The sequence below is a fragment of the Nocardia jejuensis NBRC 103114 genome, from assembly GCF_001613145.1.
Taxonomy (GTDB): Bacteria; Actinomycetota; Actinomycetes; order Mycobacteriales; family Mycobacteriaceae; genus Nocardia; species Nocardia jejuensis.
Genome location: NZ_BDBU01000023.1, coordinates 117,360 through 133,901 on the forward strand (window position 1 = coordinate 117,360; position 16,542 = coordinate 133,901).

Below are 16,542 nucleotides of genomic sequence, written 5' to 3' on the forward strand. Positions count from 1 at the left end.
ACCCCGTGAGCCCGCCCGCTACCAACCCGAATCGGTGGCGGCGCTGCGACGCGGTGCGGCGGACCCATCCGACTCGGGCTTCGGCTGTGCGGCAAGACGTTCGGGCGATTTGGGCGGGGCGGTGGAGACGACCGGCGGCTCCGGGGCGCGCAACTCTCGGCTCAGGTCCGGCATGCCGGGCACCAGATCCGAGAGCTTGGGCAGCCGGTCCCGGTTCTGTGAGACCGGCGCGAGCACCTCGCGGCCGCGTGCGGCCACCTCCGCGGATGCCTGCTGCGCCGCCTCGGTCACCGCCTTCGCGATCTCCGCGTAGTCCAGATCCTCTATGCCGGAACCGAATTTGGTCTCGATCACGGTGCCCTCGGCATTCACCGTCACCGTGACGCGCTTCTGACGCACGGTGGCCGTCGCGGTCAAAGCCGCACGCTCACGCTGCAATTCGGTGATGGTGCGCATCTGGTCGGCGAAGCCTTCCAGAATGTCGTTCAGGTCCGCGCGGGCGCGCTCGTTGCTCATCGGACTCGCCTCACTTGTACGCGCCGGCGTTGCCGTCATCCATATTCGTCAACAGCGCCAGGGCGTCCAACTGCCCCTTGGAGAAGTTGGCGAACGTACCGGACATATTGCGAGCGCCCGTCACGATGTTGGTGCTGCTCGCCACGTAGCCGTTCTCACCGGTGGCGAAGCCCCGGCCCATGGTGTCGTTGCCCCACGGCTCACCACGACCCTCGGTGCTCGAAATGAGCTGATCCACAACGTCATCGATGCCGTCGCGCACCTTGCCGGTCTTGTTCGAGGCGGTGCGCAGCAGGTCCTTGTAGGACTCCAACCGGTCGGTCACGATCAACTCCGTCACTCGGGGGCGAGAACCGCAGGGGCTCCCACACTTACAGGCCGGAGCGACCAGTCAGTTGACGGAACGTTAACGGAGAGTGCCGATCAGCGCAGGGCGAGTCGCCCGCGCCGGATCCGGTCACACCTCTTCCTCGCCGCGAGCGGCCATGTGGTCGAGTACGCGCTCGACCCGGTACTGGATCCGGTCGGCGAGCTTGCTCGCGCTCACCCCCACCGCCCGCATCTCGGGCTCGTCGAGCTCGATGAGATAGCGGCCGTCGTCGGGCAGATCACGCCAGAGCATGGTCGTCTCCATGACACCGCGCGGACCATAGATCGACCGGCCCTGAAGAACCCGGACGAAACCGGTCCACTCGGCCGGCTTGGACAGGAAAGCGAGACTTCGGGTTTCGGAGGAGTCGTCGAAGGAATCGAAGGCCATGGACTGCTTGACCTCGTACGGGTCGCGTTCCGGCGGCTCGACCACGATCGGGACCGCGGATCCGCGTGCCGCCTCGGCGGCAGGCAATTGCGCCACCAGCAGACCGGGCAGGTCCTCCGGGTCGCATTCGGTCAGGGTGAAACCGCCACTGTGATAGACGGTTTCACCCGGCTTCTGAGTGACCATGACCGCACGCCGGCCACGCCGGGCACCGTGCGCGCGAAATCGCTTCTCCGGGTTGTCGGTATCGCTGTCACACCAGCCGGAGGAGATGACGAACACCTCCGGATTGCGAATCGTCTCGAACACCGCACCGATGCTGGAGTCCAGACGATCCCCCAGCTGGGCCTCCACGTCGGCGAGCTCACGCTCGTAATCGTCGAGATAGCGGGTGCGGCTGGTGTACGCGAGCGGTACCGGCACCCACTCGTCCAGGTATCGGTTGCACAGCACCTTGAACTCGACGTCGGTGAACTCCCAGTTCACGCCTGCACCTCGGCATCAGGACCGGCCGGAGCCGCGACGGCGTGGACGATCGCCTCCAGGAGATCGGCCGGGTCCGGCGCCTGATCCGCGCCCGCGGTGACCGAACCGGCCAGCTGACCGGCATCGACCCCCGTCGTCACACCGAGCGCCGAGTGCACGAAGCTCTCGTCGATACCGGCGCGACCACCGAACAGATTCGTGAACGCGGCCGGTTCGGTGGTGACCTGACCGACCACCGGTGTCACCGCGGCCGCGCCGTCGGCCGGCAGACCGGCGACGGGAACGATCTGCGCCTCGTCCACCGCCGGAAGCGCGGCGTCCGGAGAAGTGGTGAGTCCCAGCAGTTGCGACAACTCGGCTAGCTTGTCCGGGTTCTCCTGGATCTGCGCGATCGCCGAGGTCACTTTGTCCTCCGGCACACCGAGCAACTGCGCCAGCGTCGAGGTGTCGTCGGTCTTCAGCGCGGTATCGAGTGCGGTGAGCAGCGTCGGCAGCTGTTGCAGCGCCGAGGATCCGGCGCTCATCAGCGAACTGAGCATGCTGGTCAACTGGGACAGGCCCTGACCACTGTCGGAGCTGCTCGAACCGGGGCTCGTCGAACCGCTGGTGCCCGGCGTCGTCGTGGACGGCAGGGACGTGCTCGGCAGCGTGGTGTTCGGGGTGGTCGCGTTCGGATCAGTTGTGGGCTTGGTCTGATCGGTGGGCTTTGTTTGATCGGTGGGCTTGGTCTGATCAGTCGGTTTGGTCTGATCAGTCGGTTTGTCTTGCGTCTTGGGCTTGTCCTGCGTCTTCGGCTTGTCCTGGGGCTTCGGCTGCTGTTGACTGCCACCGCCCGGCTGCTGCGTGCCGCCGCCCGGCTGTTGGGTTCCGCCGCCCGGGTTCGCCGGCTGTTCCTGCTTCTTCGGGGGATTCTCCGGTTTGGCTGGATCGCCCGGAACCTTCGGTGCGACAGGCGCATTCATCTTCGGACCGGGCACCACGGGGATCGCCGTCGCCGTGTCCTTGCCATTGTTGACGTAGTCACGCTCGAAGTACCGCCGGTAATTGCCCAGGTCGTCCGTGCAGGCCTTGTCTTCCTTCTTGGTCGGCATCGAGTTCTTCGTCGACACCAGCCAGTGGCCGACGAAATCCAGCAGATCGCCGGCCAGTCGCATGGTGTCGGCCAGCGGCTTCACATCTTCGCCATAGGCGCGCACCGCCGCGCGGGCGGCATCGGACCCGGCGCCGATCCAGCTGTTGCTGAGCCCCTCGATCTTGGTAATGAAGCCGCCCAGCTTCTTTTCCATCCCGTCGGCCAGCGACTTCCAGTCCTGACCGGCCCAGATGTAGGGCGAGGCATTGATCGACTGCCCCAGGCTGATGAGCTGGTCCCAGCCCATCTCGTCCTTGTTCTCCCAGCGGATGTAGACCGAGTCCTTGGCCCCGGGAGTCTTGTTGTCACGCAGCTTCTTCAGGCTGTCGGGGAAATCGTCCTCGTAGGGACCCGGGTCGCCGAGTCCCGCGATCCGCTGTCCCGGTTTGTATCCGACGTCTGCCGCCCCGTCCGCGAGCTTGATGTCCCGCAGAGCGCCGATGGCGTTGTTCGTCCGCACGAACTGCTCTTTGGAGGTGTCGTCCGCGACCTTGTAGGACTGACCCGCCGCCCGGAACGTCTCGAGCATGTCCGTGAGAATCGCGATGTGGGTGTCGATGACCGTCTGGAACTCGATCCCGCGCCGACTCAGCGCCGCCTGCAACGCCGAACCCGACGGCAGATTGCCGATCGGCGGCAGATTGTTCAGGTTCGCGTGCGTCACCGCTTCTTTGAAACCACGCATGTCTCGCACCATGTCGGACGTGGCGTGCATGGCCGTCGCGGCATCGCGCGGCTCGAACTGCAACGTGTGCGCGCCCGCCTGCGTCTTCAGGCCCGGCCAAGCCGTGTTGTCTTTGGTGTCAGGTGCCATCGGTTACTACGTCGCTCCCCGGTATCAGCTCTTTGTGCCAGCACAGCCTATGCGCGTGAACTGGCGGTGGCGCACAAGGAAATTCAGTGTTCGACGGTAGCCGAGTGCGGGCCGGGGCGCGCGACAACGGAAGTGTGGGGTGGTGGAGGCGATTGTGGCTCTTATCGGCTGCGCGATGGCATCTGGGAGGATCGTCCGGTGCGAATACTGGTGCAGCGGGTGAGTTCGGCGCAGGTCAGTGTGGATGGGGAGACGGTCGGGCGAATCGATCCGGGAGCGCACGGTGCGCCGCACGGGTTGGTGGCGTTGGTGGGGGTCACGCACTCCGATACCGAGGCGATCGCGAAGGCGCTGGCCGACAAGCTCTTCCGGCTCAGAATCCTCGAGGGCGAGCGGTCCGCGGCCGATCTGAACGCGCCGATTCTGGTGATCAGTCAGTTCACGCTCTACGCGGATACGGCGAAGGGGCGCAGGCCGTCCTGGAACGCGGCCGCGCCGGGGGCCGTGGCCGAGCCGATCGTCGACGCCTTCGCCGATGCGCTTCGCGAGCTCGGGGCCACCGTCGCGACCGGGAAGTTCGGAGCACACATGCAGGTGGAGTTGACCAATGACGGGCCCGTCACAATCCTGCTCGAGTCGTGACCGGGATGGTCGGCGGTGAGCGGTTTCTTTGCTGGTGAGACCAATGCGCTGTTACGGCGATTGCGGGACGACCTGGACGAACTGCTCAGTCGCCGGGTTGCCGGTCACCTGCACGCCAGGTACGAGGGCGAGGCCGGTGAGATCCGCCACGCGGTGCGCAGGTCCGAGGGCGCCGATGAGCGCGGTGGGCAGCGGGTCGCGGCGAGCGCGCGTGATGCGGAACGGTCATCACACACCGCCGAGGAAGGTGCTCGACCGGTAAGCACCGCGCATCGTGAGGGCGGGAGCGACAGCTCGATCGACACCACGATCCGCAGGCTCGAAGCAGAGCTCGGCATACACACCGACGCTCAGCGGACGCTCGAGGCGAGACTGTTGATCGACCGGAAGTTCCTGGACATCGCCCTCGTCTCCGGCCAGCCGCGACCGGAAATCCTCTTCGGAAAAGCCGAGTGGGCCGGACATCTCGAAGCTCGGCTCGCCGCCCGGGAATACGGCCGTCGACCATTGACCGTCGACTTCATGCGGGACCTGCACAAACGATTTCAAATGCACACCGATAACCCCGAATGGGGTGGTGTGCTCACCGACGGGCGTGGCAAGGGCTGGGGCGGGCTGACGAAGCCGTTGACCGATGAGGAGATCGCCGCCGTCGAAGGCAACCCGTTGCTCTCCTACGTTCCACCGCCCTTCGAGGCAGGGGAATTCGGACTCGTGATGGAACCGAGGCGGGCAGGCCAGGAAGGAGCCCGCTGGTTCCGTGAACTGGACCGGCCTTTGACCGATACGGAGAGAGCCGCGATCGACCGTGATCCGCTGTCGGCGTTCGTACCCGGCCCGGTAGCGCAGGAACACGGCGTCATTTTCTATCCGCGATTCAATGACTTCCGCACCGAGTTGCATTCGGTGGCCGAATGGTACAACGGTGCGACAGGCAGACCGGGTTATGACGCCTACGGCACTGCCGCGGAACTGCAGCGACGCCTCGTCGGCATCCATCCATGGCTCATGGGTGACAGTGGCCGGTGGTCCCGGCAGGTCATGAACTGGTCGCTGGAGCGGGACGGCCTGAATCCCGCTGCGCTCAACGAATTCAACAGGGATCTCTACAGCTCGTTCCCCGACTACACGCGGTCCGTCCGAGAGGGCAGTCTCCGATACGGGCAGTGGGAGAGCCTGATTCGAGCAGCCCCGGAGACTGATCCGGTGACGGCGTTCGGGCTGAGACACCTGAAGCAGCGCTATACCGAAATCGGCGGCGAGCCTGCGCCTTTCACTCCTGGTGACCTCCACGACGCGAACCGTTACGAGCAATTGCTGGAGCAACTCAACCGGTAACGCCGACCTTCGCGCCCGCCCCCGCCGCGCGGCGACACCCGCCGACCACGGCCCCGGCCGCTGATGGCCGAGGCCTGTCATCGCAAGTCCCAGGACCCGTGCGGCGCAACCCGAGGACGATCACGGCCCCGGCTACAGGCGTATGCCCGCTCAGTCGTCGTCGCGGGCGTGGGGTCGCGCAGCGGCCGGTGGGTGTCCGCTCAGGCCGGGCGGATCGGCTCCTCACCACACATCTTTCACACGAATGACATATGGATGAATTGTGGCCAGAAACCGCCTTTACTAAACTGAGATCATCGCGCTCTCGACGTAAAGGAACCATCCGATGACCAATTCCGGCCGCCACCGGCGGAATACTCACCGCCAGAATGCATTCCGGACGATGGCGGTGGTCGCGGTACCGTCCGCGATCACCCTGGTCGGCGCGATGGGAACCGCGTCCGCACAGCCGGTCGCCGACGCACAGCAGGTCAGCGTGCAGCCGGGCGCGAACCCGGCCGTCGCCGAGGCCGGGTCGGCCCCGGCCGTGCAGCCTCTGGCGTACTACCTGCCCGCGGTCCACGAGGTGAGCGGTGCGGAAATCTCTAACGGCGTTCAACCCGCTGCCTATTACGTTCAGCCCATTGCCTATTACACGCCCCAGGACAATGGCGCGGTCATCGGCGGCGGTATCGGGGCCGGGGTCGGCGCGGTCGGAGCCGGAGTAGTCGGAGCCGGAATCGGCGCGCTCATCGGCGGACTCGTCGGAGCGCCGGTCGCCGGGTTCGGAGCGATTCCCGGAGCGCTCATCGGCGGCGCGATCGGAGCGGTCGTCGGCGTCGCGGTCGGGACCGCAGGCGGCGGTGCACTCGGCGCGGGTACCGGCGCGGGCATCGCGACCCAGGACCTGACCGTGTTCCCGTTCATTCTCTGAGCCACCAGCCTTTACGCGCGGCGCGGTCGCCACACCGGCCGCCCCGCGCACACCGAGGGCCGCGCATCCCGACTCTGCGCACACTGAACGCGAACGAAGGCCCGCTCCGTGATTCGGAGCGGGCCTTCGTCGAACTTCTTGCGGGAGAAGCGAACTACTCCGGGCGCAGGGTCAGGATGCGCGGACCGTTCTCGGTGACCGCGACCGTGTGCTCCCAGTGGGCCGCACGGGTGCCGTCGGTGGTGACGACGGTCCAGTCGTCCTCGAGGGTCTTCGTCTCGGTGGTGCCGAGAGTCAGCATGGGCTCGATCGCCAGCACGGAACCCACGCGCAGGAGCGGGCCCTTGCCGGGCTTGCCCTCGTTCGGCAGGAACGGGTCCATGTGCATCTCGCGGCCGATGGCGTGACCGCCGTAGCCGTCGACGATGCCGTAGGCCCGGCCGTGCTCGGCTTCGGCTGCGCGCGTGCCCATTTCGATGGCGTAGGAGACATCGGTGAGGCGATTGCCCGGCAGCATGGCGGCGATTCCGGCCTCCATGGAGATCCGGGTCGCGTCACTCAGCAGACGATCGGCATCGATGATGTTGCCCACGCCGAAGGTCCAGGCCGAGTCGCCGTGCCAGCCGTCCAGGATCGCGCCGCAGTCGATCGACACCAGATCGCCCTCGGCGAGGATGTCCTCGGCCGTCGGGATCCCGTGCACGACACGGTCGTTGACCGAGGAGCAGATCGACCCCGGGAAGCCGTGGTAGCCCTTGAAGGACGGAACCGCCCCGGCTTCGCGGATGAGCTGCTCTGCGACCTCGTCCAATTCCAGGGTGGACACCCCGGGCTTGGCGGCATTGCGCACCGCCACCAGGGCACGGCCGACGATCTCGCCGGCCGCCGCCATGGCGTCGAGTTCACCGGCGGTGCGGAACGGCACCACCTTCTTGTTCTTACGGCCGAAGACCATTCAGCGTCCCAGCGCCGCGAGTGCGCGCGCGTTGACGTCGTCGATCTCACCGATGCCGTCGACCGACACCACGTGGCCGTCGTAGTGCTGCAGCAGCGGCTCGGTCTCCTCGCGGTACACGCGCAGGCGGTTGCGGATGACGCCCTCGTTGTCGTCGCCGCGGCCGCGGGCCAGCATGCGACCGACCACCACGTCCTCGTCGACCACGAAGCACAGCACGGCGTCGAGCTCGAGGCCCGACTCCTTCAGCATCTTCTCCAGCGCCTCGGCCTGATCCACGGTGCGCGGGTAGCCGTCCAGGATGAACCCGTTGCCGGCGTCCGGCTCGGCGATCCGAGCCTCGACCATGCGGTTGGTCACGTCGGACGGGACCAGGTCACCGGCATCGAGGTACTTCTGCGCTTCGCGACCCAGCGGGGTCTGCTCCGCGATGTTGGTACGGAACAGGTTCCCGGTTGAGATGTGCGGAACACCGAGCTTTTCCGACAACAATTCGGCCTGCGTTCCTTTACCGGCTCCGGGCGGGCCGAGCAGTACGAGTCTCACTTCAGGAACCCTTCGTAGTTTCGGTTCATCAACTGGCTCTCGATCTGTTTCACGGTATCGAGGCCGACACTCACCATGATCAACACAGCGGTACCGCCGAACGGCAGACTCTGAACACCGCTGTTATTGCCGATGTTGAGGAAGACGTTGGGTAGTACGGCCACGGCACCGAGGTAGATGGAGCCGGGCAGTGTGATCCGACTGAGCACATAGTTGAGGTAGTCCGCGGTCGGCTTGCCGGGGCGATAGCCCGGAATGAAGCCGCCGAACTTCTTCATCTCGTCCGCGCGCTCCTCCGGATTGAAGGTGATCGCCACGTAGAAGTAGGTGAAGAACACGATGAGCGCGAAGTAGATTCCGACGTACACCGGGTTGCTCGGGTTCACCAGGTACTTCTGGATCAGCTCCTGCCACTTGGCGGGATCGCCCGTGTTCTTCTGTGTCAGCTGAGCCAGCAGATTGGGCAGGTACAACAGCGACGAAGCGAAGATCACGGGGATCACGCCTGCCTGGTTGACCTTCAAAGGCAGATAGGTGGAGGACCCGCCGTACATCTTCCGGCCGACCACGCGCTTGGCGTACTGCACCGGAATCCGGCGCTGGCCCTGCTCGACGAAGATGACACCGACGATGACGACGACCGCGGCCAGGATGACCAGGCCGAACTTGATGTGGGAACCGCTGTCCCAGATCGTCTTGCCCTCGGACGGGATACGGGCCGCGATACCAGCGAAGATCAGCAGCGACATGCCGTTGCCGACACCGCGCTCGGTGATCTGCTCGCCGAACCACATGACCAGCGACGCACCGGCCGTCATGACCAGCACGATGATGATCATGCCGAAGATGGAGGTGTCGTCGAGAATGTCCTTGGGGCACCCGCGCAGCAGTTGTCCGCGCGAAGCGAGCGCCACCAGACCCGTGGCCTGCAGGACCGCCAGAGCGACCGAGAGGTACCGGGTGTACTGGGTCATCTTGTTCTGACCCGATTGGCCTTCTTTTCGCAGTTCCTCGAACCGCGGAATCACGACGGTCAGCAGCTGGATGATGATGCTCGCGGTGATGTACGGCATGATGCCGATCGCGAACACCGAAAGCTGCAGCAGCGCACCGCCGGAGAAGAGATTGATGAGCTGGTAAATACCGGCTGAGTCACCACCGGATACCAGGTCGACGCATTCCTGGATGTTCTTGTAGCTGACGCCCGGTGAGGGCAGCGCGGCACCGATCCGGTAGAGCGCGATCAGGCCCAGCGTGAAGAGAATCTTCCGCCGTAAGTCCGGAGTCCGGAAAGCCGACACGAAGGCGGAAAGCACACATCCTCCTGGCGAACGACATGGGTCAGGCCATGGATTCAGCGATTATCGGAAGGCGCCGATCCCCATGACGGTGTTGACAACACTTGAACTCTAACAGTGACACCGGACGAGCTCTCGACTCGTCCGGTGTCAGCTGTGTATTCAGGTTACCGGTCCCGTGGCGACAGCTCGCGCGTCGCTCGGAACGGTCCCGTGGCGACCGCGTGGCGTGTCGCTACGGGATGGTCAGCCCAGAACCGTGGTGGTGCCGCCGGCCGCGGTGATCTTCTCCGTGGCGGAGCCCGAGAACTTGTCCGCCGAGACCTGAACGGCCACAGCGATATCGCCCTCGGCGAGCACCTTCACCAGCTCGTTCTTGCGAACGAGACCTGCGGCGACGAGCTCGGACTTGCCGATGGTGCCGCCCTTGGGGAAGACCCGGGCGATGTCACCGACGTTCACGACCTGGTACTCGGTGCGGAACGGGTTCTTGAAGCCCTTGAGCTTGGGCAGACGCATGTGGATCGGCATCTGCCCGCCCTCGAAGCGGACCGGAACATTCTTGCGAGCCTTCGTACCCTTGGTACCGCGGCCCGCGGTCTTACCCTTGGAGCCTTCACCGCGACCGACGCGAGTCTTGGCGGTCTTGGCACCAGGAGCAGGACGCAGGTGATGCAACTTGATCGGTGTCATGCCTGAACCTCCTCAACCTGAACGAGGTGGCGCACGACGTTGATCAGACCGCGGTTCTGCGCGTTGTCGTCACGAACCACCGTCTGACGGATGCCACGCAGCCCGAGGGTGCGGAGCGAGTCCTTCTGATTCGACTTGGCGCCGATGCTGGACTTGGTCTGAGTGACCTTGAGCTGTGCCATGTCAGGCCCCCTGTCCCGCGCGTGCACGGAGCATTCCGGCCGGAGCAACATCCTCGATCGGCAGACCGCGGCGAGCGGCAACCTCTTCGGGGCGCTGCAGCAGCTTGAGCGCCGCTACGGTGGCGTGCACGACGTTGATGGCGTTGTCGCTACCGAGCGACTTCGACAGAATGTCGTGGATACCAGCGCATTCGAGCACGGCACGGCACGCGCCACCGGCGATCACACCGGTACCGGGCGAAGCCGGACGCAGCATGACGACACCGGCCGCCGCCTCACCCTGAACCGGGTGGACGATGGTCGAGCCGATCATCGGGACGCGGAAGAAGCTCTTGCGAGCCTCCTCGACACCCTTCTGGATGGCCGCGGGAACTTCCTTGGCCTTGCCGTAGCCGACGCCGACCAGACCGTTGCCGTCACCGACGATCACGAGGGCGGTGAAGCTGAAGCGACGACCACCCTTCACGACCTTGGAGACGCGGTTGATCGCGACGACGCGCTCGAGCTGGTTCTTCTCGGCCTGGCTGCCCTGACGATCGCCACCGCCGCGACGGTCACGGCCGCCACCACGCTGGTTGTTGTCGTTCGGGCCACCTGCGTTGTTGTTCTGTCCGGCGGGCCCGTTGTTCTGTCCGCCGTGCCGCTGACGTCCCGGCATCAGACGTTCCTTCCGTTTGTGTTAACAGTCATCAGAACTTCAGCCCACCTTCACGGGCGGCATCGGCGAGCGCCGCGATACGGCCGTGGTAGTCGTGACCACCACGGTCGAACACGACGGCGTCGACGCCGGCAGCCTTCGCGCGGGCGGCGATGAGCTCGCCGACCTTGGCGCTCTTGGCGGACTTGTCACCCTCGAAAGCACGAACATCGGCTTCGATCGAGGACGCGGCGGCCACGGTCTGGCCGATCGAGTCGTCGATGAGCTGAGCGTGCAGGTGACGCGAGGAGCGGTGCACCACGAGGCGCGGACGCTCCGTCGTTCCGACGACCTTCTTGCGCAGACGGAAGTGGCGACGCGTCTTGGACAGACGACGCTTGGTCGACGCGTCGGTACCGATCGGCAGGCGCTTGGCCTTCTGATTTTCGGTTTGTGCCATGGCTTACTTACCCGTCTTTCCGACCTTGCGGCGAACGACCTCGCCGGCGTAGCGGATGCCCTTGCCCTTGTACGGGTCGGGCTTGCGCAGGCCGTGGATCACCGCTGCGATCTGGCCGACCTTCTGCTTGTCGATACCCGACACCGAGAACTTGGTCGGAGCCTCGACCGCGAAGGTGATGCCTTCCGGGGCCTCGACCGGCACGGCGTGGCTGTAGCCCAGAGCGAACTCGAGGTTCGAGCCCTTGGCCTGCACGCGGTAACCGACGCCGAAGATTTCCATCTTCTTCTCGTAGCCCTTGGTCACGCCCTCGATCATGTTGCTGATCAGGGTGCGAGTCAGGCCGTGGAGCGAGCGGTTCTGACGCTCGTCGTTCGGACGAACGACCTCGAGCTCACCGGACTCCGAGCGGGCGACGGTGATCGGTTCGGCGATCACGTGAGTCAGGGTGCCCTTGGGACCCTTGACCGACACGTTCTGGCCGTCGATGTTCACCTCGACGCCGGCGGGAACCGGGATCGGCTTCTTACCGATACGCGACATTGTTCCTACCTCCCTTACCAGACGTAGGCGAGGACTTCCCCGCCTACACCTTGCTGCTTGGCCTGACGGTCCGTCAGGAGGCCGGTGGACGTGGAGATGATCGCCACGCCCAGGCCACCGAGCACCTTGGGCAGGTTGGTGGACTTCGCGTACACACGCAAGCCGGGCTTCGACACGCGACGCAGGCCCTGCAGGCTGCGCTCACGGCTCGGGCCGTACTTGAGGTCGACGACGAGCGCCTTACCGACGGGGGCGTCTTCGACGCGGAAGTCGGTGATGTAGCCCTCGCGCTTGAGGATCTCGGCGATGTTCACCTTGATCTTCGAGTGCGGCGCCTTCACCTGATCGTGGTACGCCGAGTTGGCGTTGCGCAGACGAGTCAAGAAGTCTGCAATGGGGTCAGTCATGGTCATGTGTTGACCGTTACCTTTCTCGCCGCGGTTCCCATCCAACACCGTCATTTCGGCGGTCGTGGGCCTACGACAATTCGGGGCGGTCCGGTCGACATAAGGTGCGACCGGATCATTCTTCGAGGCTCGAAACACGCCCAGCACGCCGACGCGTGCGGACATAGTGGTGCCCGAGCAACCGTCCTAGTGTAGGCAACGCCCCTGAGCTCACCAAATCGGGGTAGCGGTACACCGATTCGGAGTGAGCGGGCTCACGGCGGAGATCAGCCGGCTGCGCCGAGGCAGAGGGTTTTGGGGAGGCTGAAGGAGGCGGCGGGGGTGTAGCTGTAGGTGGCTATGGAGCCTTTGACTCGATCGCACATGGAGTCGCTGAGCATCGCGTCGTTCAGGATTTCGTATTCGGCGTCGGGGCTCGCGCAGGGGGTGATCTCTACGTCTTCGGAGCCTTTTTTCTTCAGGCAGTCGCCGACTTTGGCGTTGTCGATCGTGCGGGTGGGGTCGGAATCCTTTGCGATCAAACAGAATGCGACGCCGGAGCCGATCGAGCCGATACCGCTCTTGGATTTGAGGACGTAGCTGTAGGAGGTCTGGGTGCCGGCGACCTTGTCGCAGGCCATGTTCGAGGAGAAGCTGGTCGTCTCGCGGCGTTCGAGGACGCGGTAGACGGCCGCGGGCGAGGCGCAGTCGGCCTTCTTGACGTCGTTGCCCGCGGTGTCGGTGAGGCAGTCGCCCTTCTGGGCCGCGTTCACCGCCTGCGCGGTGTCGGCGCCCTTGATACCGACGCAGATCGAACCGTCGCCCTTGTCGTAGTAGACGTATTCGGTGCCCGCGACGTCGATGCATTCCTTCTGCGCGTTACCGGAACCGGCGCGCGCCAACACCACGAAACCCGCGTCGGAGGCATCGCAGGACACCTTGTCGAAGCTGTCCTCCCCGGACTTCTTCACACAGTCACCCGGCTGCGCGGACGATATCCCGTCGATCAGACCGCAACCGGTCGTGAACAGCGCCAGCACGAGTGCCAACACAGCGATTACCCAGCGCATTCGAGAACCCTCCCCCGATTCGGCGGATCGTTCGTCCGCGAATCCTCTACCCCCACAGGCCAGCGCATGCGGATCCGCCCGGCTCGCCTGTCGATATCCGACGGCAGTCACCGTAGCGGGCCGGTACGACTACGACAAACGGGAAACCGAGGCGCTCGGCGACGCCGGATTCGAGCTCGGTCAGGGACCGCGGCCGAATCGGCGCGATGGCGATCGGAGACTCCTCGCGATATCAGCTGTTCGCGTCGGATGCGAACTCGGACAGGAACTTTCGAGTTCGAGTGTCGTTTCGGGTGTAGATGCTGCCGACGAAATCGGTGGCCCCGGCCGCGGCGATGGTCGCGAGTTGGGTGGCTACCTGCTCTTCGGTGCCGATGACAGCCAGGTCAGCGGGGCCCGCCGCACCTTCGCGATCCATCATGGCGCGATAGGACGGGAGGGTGCCGTATACGGCGAAGGCTTCCCCGGCCGCTGCGCGGGCGGTGTCAGGATCGTCGGTGACGCAGATCGGGAGATTGCAGACGATACGCGGGGCGGGGCGGCCCGCTGCCGTCGCGGCCTCGGTGATCACCGGGGCGATGTGGCCGGCGATGGTGACCGGTCCGGTCATCCACAGAATGGTGCCCGCGGTGGCCTTGCCCGCGAGTTTGAGCATGTGCGGACCGAGTGCGGCCAGCAGTACCGGGATCCGCCCCTCAGCCGGCGTGGACAGGATCACGTTGGCGCGCAAGGTTTCTCCCTCGAACGAGACCGGTTCACCAGCCAGCAGCGGTGACAGGACCGAGAGGTATTCACGCATGTGCCGCGCCGGGCGGTCGTAATCCAGGCCGAACATATTCTCGATCACGATGCGATGAGACAGCCCGATACCGAGGGTCAGCCGGTCCGGCCCCAGAGCAAGCGCGGTGGTGCGCGCCTGCTGCGCGAGCGCGGCGGGATGCCGAGGGTAGGTGGGCACGACGGCAGGACCCAATTCGATGCCCGGCACCCGACTACCCGCGACCGCCAGCGCGGTAAGCGCGTCCAGGCCGAAAATATGGGGCAGCCAGGCGGAAGCAAACCCGTCCCCAGCAGCCGCTGCTACCTCATCGGTCAGTCGCACCAGGGCATCGGGGCCGCGGCCCTCATCGAGCAGAATGCCGATTCGCATCCACCTCTCCTCTCGTCCGAAAGGAGCATAGGCCGCCCGCCGAACAGGTGGACATTTCGATCGTCCGACACCGAACGGGCCGAACGGCGGGGGCTCGCCCGCCTCTCGTCATACCTGTCCGTGATACGGCGGCATCGGTCTCGCACGGACGCCGAAGGCCCCCACCGAGACGAATCTCGGTGGGGGCCTTCGGGGTTCAGTCGATCAGCGCGAGGCTGGTCGGGTCACCAGGACGACTTGTGCACGCCCGGGAGTTCGCCGCGGTGGGCCATCTCGCGCAGGCAGATACGGCACAGGCCGAACTTGCGGTAGACCGCGTGCGGGCGACCGCAACGCTGGCAGCGGGTGTAGGCGCGGACAGCGAACTTCGGCTTCGCGTTGGCCTTGTTGACGAGAGCTTTCTTAGCCATGTGCTCAGTTCTCCTTGAACGGGAAGCCGAGGTGCTTGAGGAGGGCGCGGCCTTCCTCGTTGTTGGTCGCCGTGGTCACGACGGTGATGTCCATACCGCGCGGACGGTCGATCCGGTCCACATCGATCTCGTGGAACATGGACTGCTCCGAGAGGCCGAACGTGTAGTTGCCGTTGCCGTCGAACTGCTTCGGCGACAGGCCGCGGAAGTCGCGGATACGCGGCAGCGCGATGGAGATCAGGCGATCCAGGAACTCCCACATGCGGTCGCCACGAAGGGTGACCTTCGCGCCGATCGGCATGCCCTCGCGAAGCTTGAACTGCGCGATGGACTTGGTGGCCTTGCGGATCTCCGGCTTCTGGCCGGTGATCAGGGTCAGGTCCGCGACAGCGCCGTTGATCAGCTTCGCGTCACGGGCGGCGTCGCCGACACCCATGTTCACGACAACCTTCACGACGCCCGGGATCTGCATCACGTTCGCGTAGCTGAATTCGGTGTTCAGCGCGGGCTTGATTTCCTCGCGGTAGCGAGTCTTCAGCCGGGGCTGGACCTTGTTCTCGGTCGAAGTCATCTCAGATGTCCTTCCCGTTACGACGGGAGATGCGAACGCGCTTGCCGTTCTCATCGGTGCGGTAACCCACGCGAGTGGGGTTGCCGTCGGAGTCGACGACCATCACGTTGGAGGCCTGGATAGCGGCTTCCTGCGTGACGATGCCGCCCGAGCTGGCACCACGCTGGTTCGCGGAGTTCGCGACGTGCTTCTTGATCCGGTTCACGCCCTCGACCAGGACCTTGCCGGTCGCGGGGAAGGCCTGAATGACCTTGCCCTTAGCGCCCTTGTCCTTGCCCGAGACGACGATGACGGTATCGCCCTTGTGCACCTTCATAAGTCAGAGCACCTCCGGAGCCAGCGACACGATCTTCATGAACTTCTTCTCACGCAGCTCACGGCCGACCGGGCCGAAGATGCGGGTGCCGCGCGGATCGTTGTCCGGCTTGATCAGCACCGCTGCGTTCTCGTCGAACTTGATGTACGAGCCGTCCGGGCGACGACGCTCCTTGACGGTGCGCACGACGACGGCCTTGACGACCTCGCCCTTCTTGACGTTGCCACCGGGGATGGCGTCCTTCACGGTGGCGACGATGATGTCGCCGATACCGGCATAGCGACGCGACGAACCACCGAGCACGCGGATGCAAAGGATTTCCTTGGCACCCGTGTTGTCGGCGACGCGCAGTCGCGACTCTTGCTGAATCACTTCAGCTCCTCCTAGACCTGGACGATATGCACGCCGGATTGCCGACCCGACGGGCATGGTCAGTTGTCCTTCGGAACGCCTCCCCGGGGGGATGCAAACGCGCGCCTGCCAGCGGTTTTGCATGATCAGGGATCATTCGCCACTGGGGGTTCGCGGCCGGAGTGCGGGTACAGGTCCCGCAGACAACCGGTCAAGTGTAGCTTCGCCGCAGGTCGACCCCAAATCGGGGGCCTCGGCGCCGCCGATGTGGGGGCTCGGCGCCGCCGATGTGACGGAGCCGACGCCGCGATCATCCCCCGCGACCGGTCCCGAATGTGGGTAGCCTCGCTGTCGCACTCCCCCTAGCAACCGA

General features: G+C 65.3%; 22 protein-coding genes. 3 read left to right on the forward strand and 19 right to left on the reverse strand.

Annotation, left to right across the window (positions count from 1 at the left end; genetic code table 11):
* Nucleotides 1–18 precede the first annotated feature (18 nt).
* The 4 genes from NJ1_RS18475 to NJ1_RS18490 form a co-directional block, all read right to left on the reverse strand.
* Nucleotides 19–516 carry a YbaB/EbfC family nucleoid-associated protein gene (locus NJ1_RS18475; RefSeq protein WP_067695729.1) on the reverse strand — a complete coding sequence of 166 codons (498 nt, stop codon included), beginning with the start codon at nucleotides 514–516 and terminating at the stop codon, nucleotides 19–21.
* 10 nt (nucleotides 517–526) lie between these two features.
* Complete coding sequence (locus NJ1_RS18480; RefSeq protein WP_157574078.1) at nucleotides 527–841, reverse strand: hypothetical protein; 315 nt, start codon at nucleotides 839–841, stop codon at nucleotides 527–529.
* A 132-nt stretch (nucleotides 842–973) separates the two neighbouring features.
* Complete coding sequence (locus NJ1_RS18485) at nucleotides 974–1,762, reverse strand: ESX secretion-associated protein EspG (protein ID WP_067695735.1); 789 nt, start codon at nucleotides 1,760–1,762, stop codon at nucleotides 974–976.
* Nucleotides 1,759–3,708: a hypothetical protein gene (locus tag NJ1_RS18490; RefSeq protein WP_067695738.1), complete on the reverse strand. Its 1,950-nt coding sequence runs from the start codon at nucleotides 3,706–3,708 to the stop codon at nucleotides 1,759–1,761. The genes NJ1_RS18485 and NJ1_RS18490 overlap by 4 nt, the downstream gene beginning before the upstream one ends.
* Nucleotides 3,709–3,906: 198 nt before the next feature.
* Between NJ1_RS18490 and dtd the strand changes: the two genes are divergently transcribed.
* The 3 genes from dtd (at nucleotide 3,907) to NJ1_RS40060 (ending at nucleotide 6,601) form a co-directional block, all read left to right on the forward strand.
* Entirely contained in the window at nucleotides 3,907–4,350 is a 444-nt protein-coding gene (dtd, locus tag NJ1_RS18495) for a D-aminoacyl-tRNA deacylase (RefSeq protein ID WP_067695741.1), read from the forward strand.
* A 375-nt stretch (nucleotides 4,351–4,725) separates the two neighbouring features.
* Nucleotides 4,726–5,688, forward strand: coding sequence for a hypothetical protein (locus NJ1_RS18500; RefSeq protein ID WP_218025227.1), 963 nt, complete (start codon nucleotides 4,726–4,728; stop codon nucleotides 5,686–5,688).
* Nucleotides 5,689–6,070: 382 nt separating this feature from the next.
* Nucleotides 6,071–6,601 (forward strand): hypothetical protein, encoded by a 531-nt coding sequence (locus tag NJ1_RS40060; protein ID WP_176580407.1) that lies wholly within the window; start codon nucleotides 6,071–6,073, stop codon nucleotides 6,599–6,601.
* Between the two features lie 154 nt (nucleotides 6,602–6,755).
* On the opposite strand, the gene map is transcribed toward NJ1_RS40060, so the two are convergent.
* From map to rplN, 15 genes are all read right to left on the reverse strand, one after another.
* Nucleotides 6,756–7,556, reverse strand: coding sequence for a type I methionyl aminopeptidase (gene map / locus NJ1_RS18510; protein ID WP_067695749.1), 801 nt, complete (start codon nucleotides 7,554–7,556; stop codon nucleotides 6,756–6,758).
* Nucleotides 7,557–8,102, reverse strand: coding sequence for an adenylate kinase (locus NJ1_RS18515; RefSeq protein ID WP_067695752.1), 546 nt, complete (start codon nucleotides 8,100–8,102; stop codon nucleotides 7,557–7,559). It abuts the gene before it with no gap.
* Nucleotides 8,099–9,418 carry a preprotein translocase subunit SecY gene (gene secY / locus NJ1_RS18520; RefSeq protein WP_067695755.1) on the reverse strand — a complete coding sequence of 440 codons (1,320 nt, stop codon included), beginning with the start codon at nucleotides 9,416–9,418 and terminating at the stop codon, nucleotides 8,099–8,101. The genes NJ1_RS18515 and secY overlap by 4 nt, the downstream gene beginning before the upstream one ends.
* 228 nt (nucleotides 9,419–9,646) lie before the next feature.
* Complete coding sequence (gene rplO / locus NJ1_RS18525) at nucleotides 9,647–10,093, reverse strand: 50S ribosomal protein L15 (protein WP_067695758.1); 447 nt, start codon at nucleotides 10,091–10,093, stop codon at nucleotides 9,647–9,649.
* On the reverse strand, nucleotides 10,090–10,275 hold the full coding sequence (gene rpmD, locus NJ1_RS18530) for a 50S ribosomal protein L30 (RefSeq protein WP_067695761.1): 186 nt from the start codon (nucleotides 10,273–10,275) through the stop codon (nucleotides 10,090–10,092). Before rpmD ends, rplO begins: the two co-directional genes overlap by 4 nt.
* Before the next feature lies 1 nt (nucleotide 10,276).
* Nucleotides 10,277–10,933, reverse strand: coding sequence for a 30S ribosomal protein S5 (gene rpsE / locus NJ1_RS18535; RefSeq protein WP_067695764.1), 657 nt, complete (start codon nucleotides 10,931–10,933; stop codon nucleotides 10,277–10,279).
* 31 nt (nucleotides 10,934–10,964) lie between these two features.
* Entirely contained in the window at nucleotides 10,965–11,372 is a 408-nt protein-coding gene (gene rplR / locus NJ1_RS18540; protein WP_067695767.1) for a 50S ribosomal protein L18, read from the reverse strand.
* A gap of 3 nt (nucleotides 11,373–11,375) precedes the next feature.
* On the reverse strand, nucleotides 11,376–11,915 hold the full coding sequence (gene rplF, locus NJ1_RS18545; protein ID WP_067695769.1) for a 50S ribosomal protein L6: 540 nt from the start codon (nucleotides 11,913–11,915) through the stop codon (nucleotides 11,376–11,378).
* Nucleotides 11,916–11,929: 14 nt separating this feature from the next.
* Nucleotides 11,930–12,328, reverse strand: coding sequence for a 30S ribosomal protein S8 (rpsH, locus tag NJ1_RS18550; protein ID WP_067695772.1), 399 nt, complete (start codon nucleotides 12,326–12,328; stop codon nucleotides 11,930–11,932).
* 260 nt (nucleotides 12,329–12,588) lie between these two features.
* Nucleotides 12,589–13,371, reverse strand: coding sequence for an LppU/SCO3897 family protein (locus tag NJ1_RS18555; RefSeq protein ID WP_157574080.1), 783 nt, complete (start codon nucleotides 13,369–13,371; stop codon nucleotides 12,589–12,591).
* Nucleotides 13,372–13,603: 232 nt separating this feature from the next.
* Entirely contained in the window at nucleotides 13,604–14,521 is a 918-nt protein-coding gene (locus NJ1_RS18560) for an LLM class F420-dependent oxidoreductase (RefSeq protein ID WP_067695778.1), read from the reverse strand.
* A gap of 224 nt (nucleotides 14,522–14,745) precedes the next feature.
* Nucleotides 14,746–14,931: a type Z 30S ribosomal protein S14 gene (locus NJ1_RS18565; protein ID WP_067695781.1), complete on the reverse strand. Its 186-nt coding sequence runs from the start codon at nucleotides 14,929–14,931 to the stop codon at nucleotides 14,746–14,748.
* Between the two features lie 4 nt (nucleotides 14,932–14,935).
* Nucleotides 14,936–15,502, reverse strand: coding sequence for a 50S ribosomal protein L5 (rplE, locus tag NJ1_RS18570; protein ID WP_067695784.1), 567 nt, complete (start codon nucleotides 15,500–15,502; stop codon nucleotides 14,936–14,938).
* A gap of 1 nt (nucleotide 15,503) precedes the next feature.
* Nucleotides 15,504–15,818, reverse strand: a complete 315-nt coding sequence (gene rplX, locus NJ1_RS18575; protein WP_067695787.1) for a 50S ribosomal protein L24 — start codon at nucleotides 15,816–15,818, stop codon at nucleotides 15,504–15,506.
* A 3-nt stretch (nucleotides 15,819–15,821) separates the two neighbouring features.
* Nucleotides 15,822–16,190, reverse strand: a complete 369-nt coding sequence (rplN, locus tag NJ1_RS18580) for a 50S ribosomal protein L14 (RefSeq protein WP_067695790.1) — start codon at nucleotides 16,188–16,190, stop codon at nucleotides 15,822–15,824.
* Between the last annotated feature and the right edge of the window lie 352 nt (nucleotides 16,191–16,542).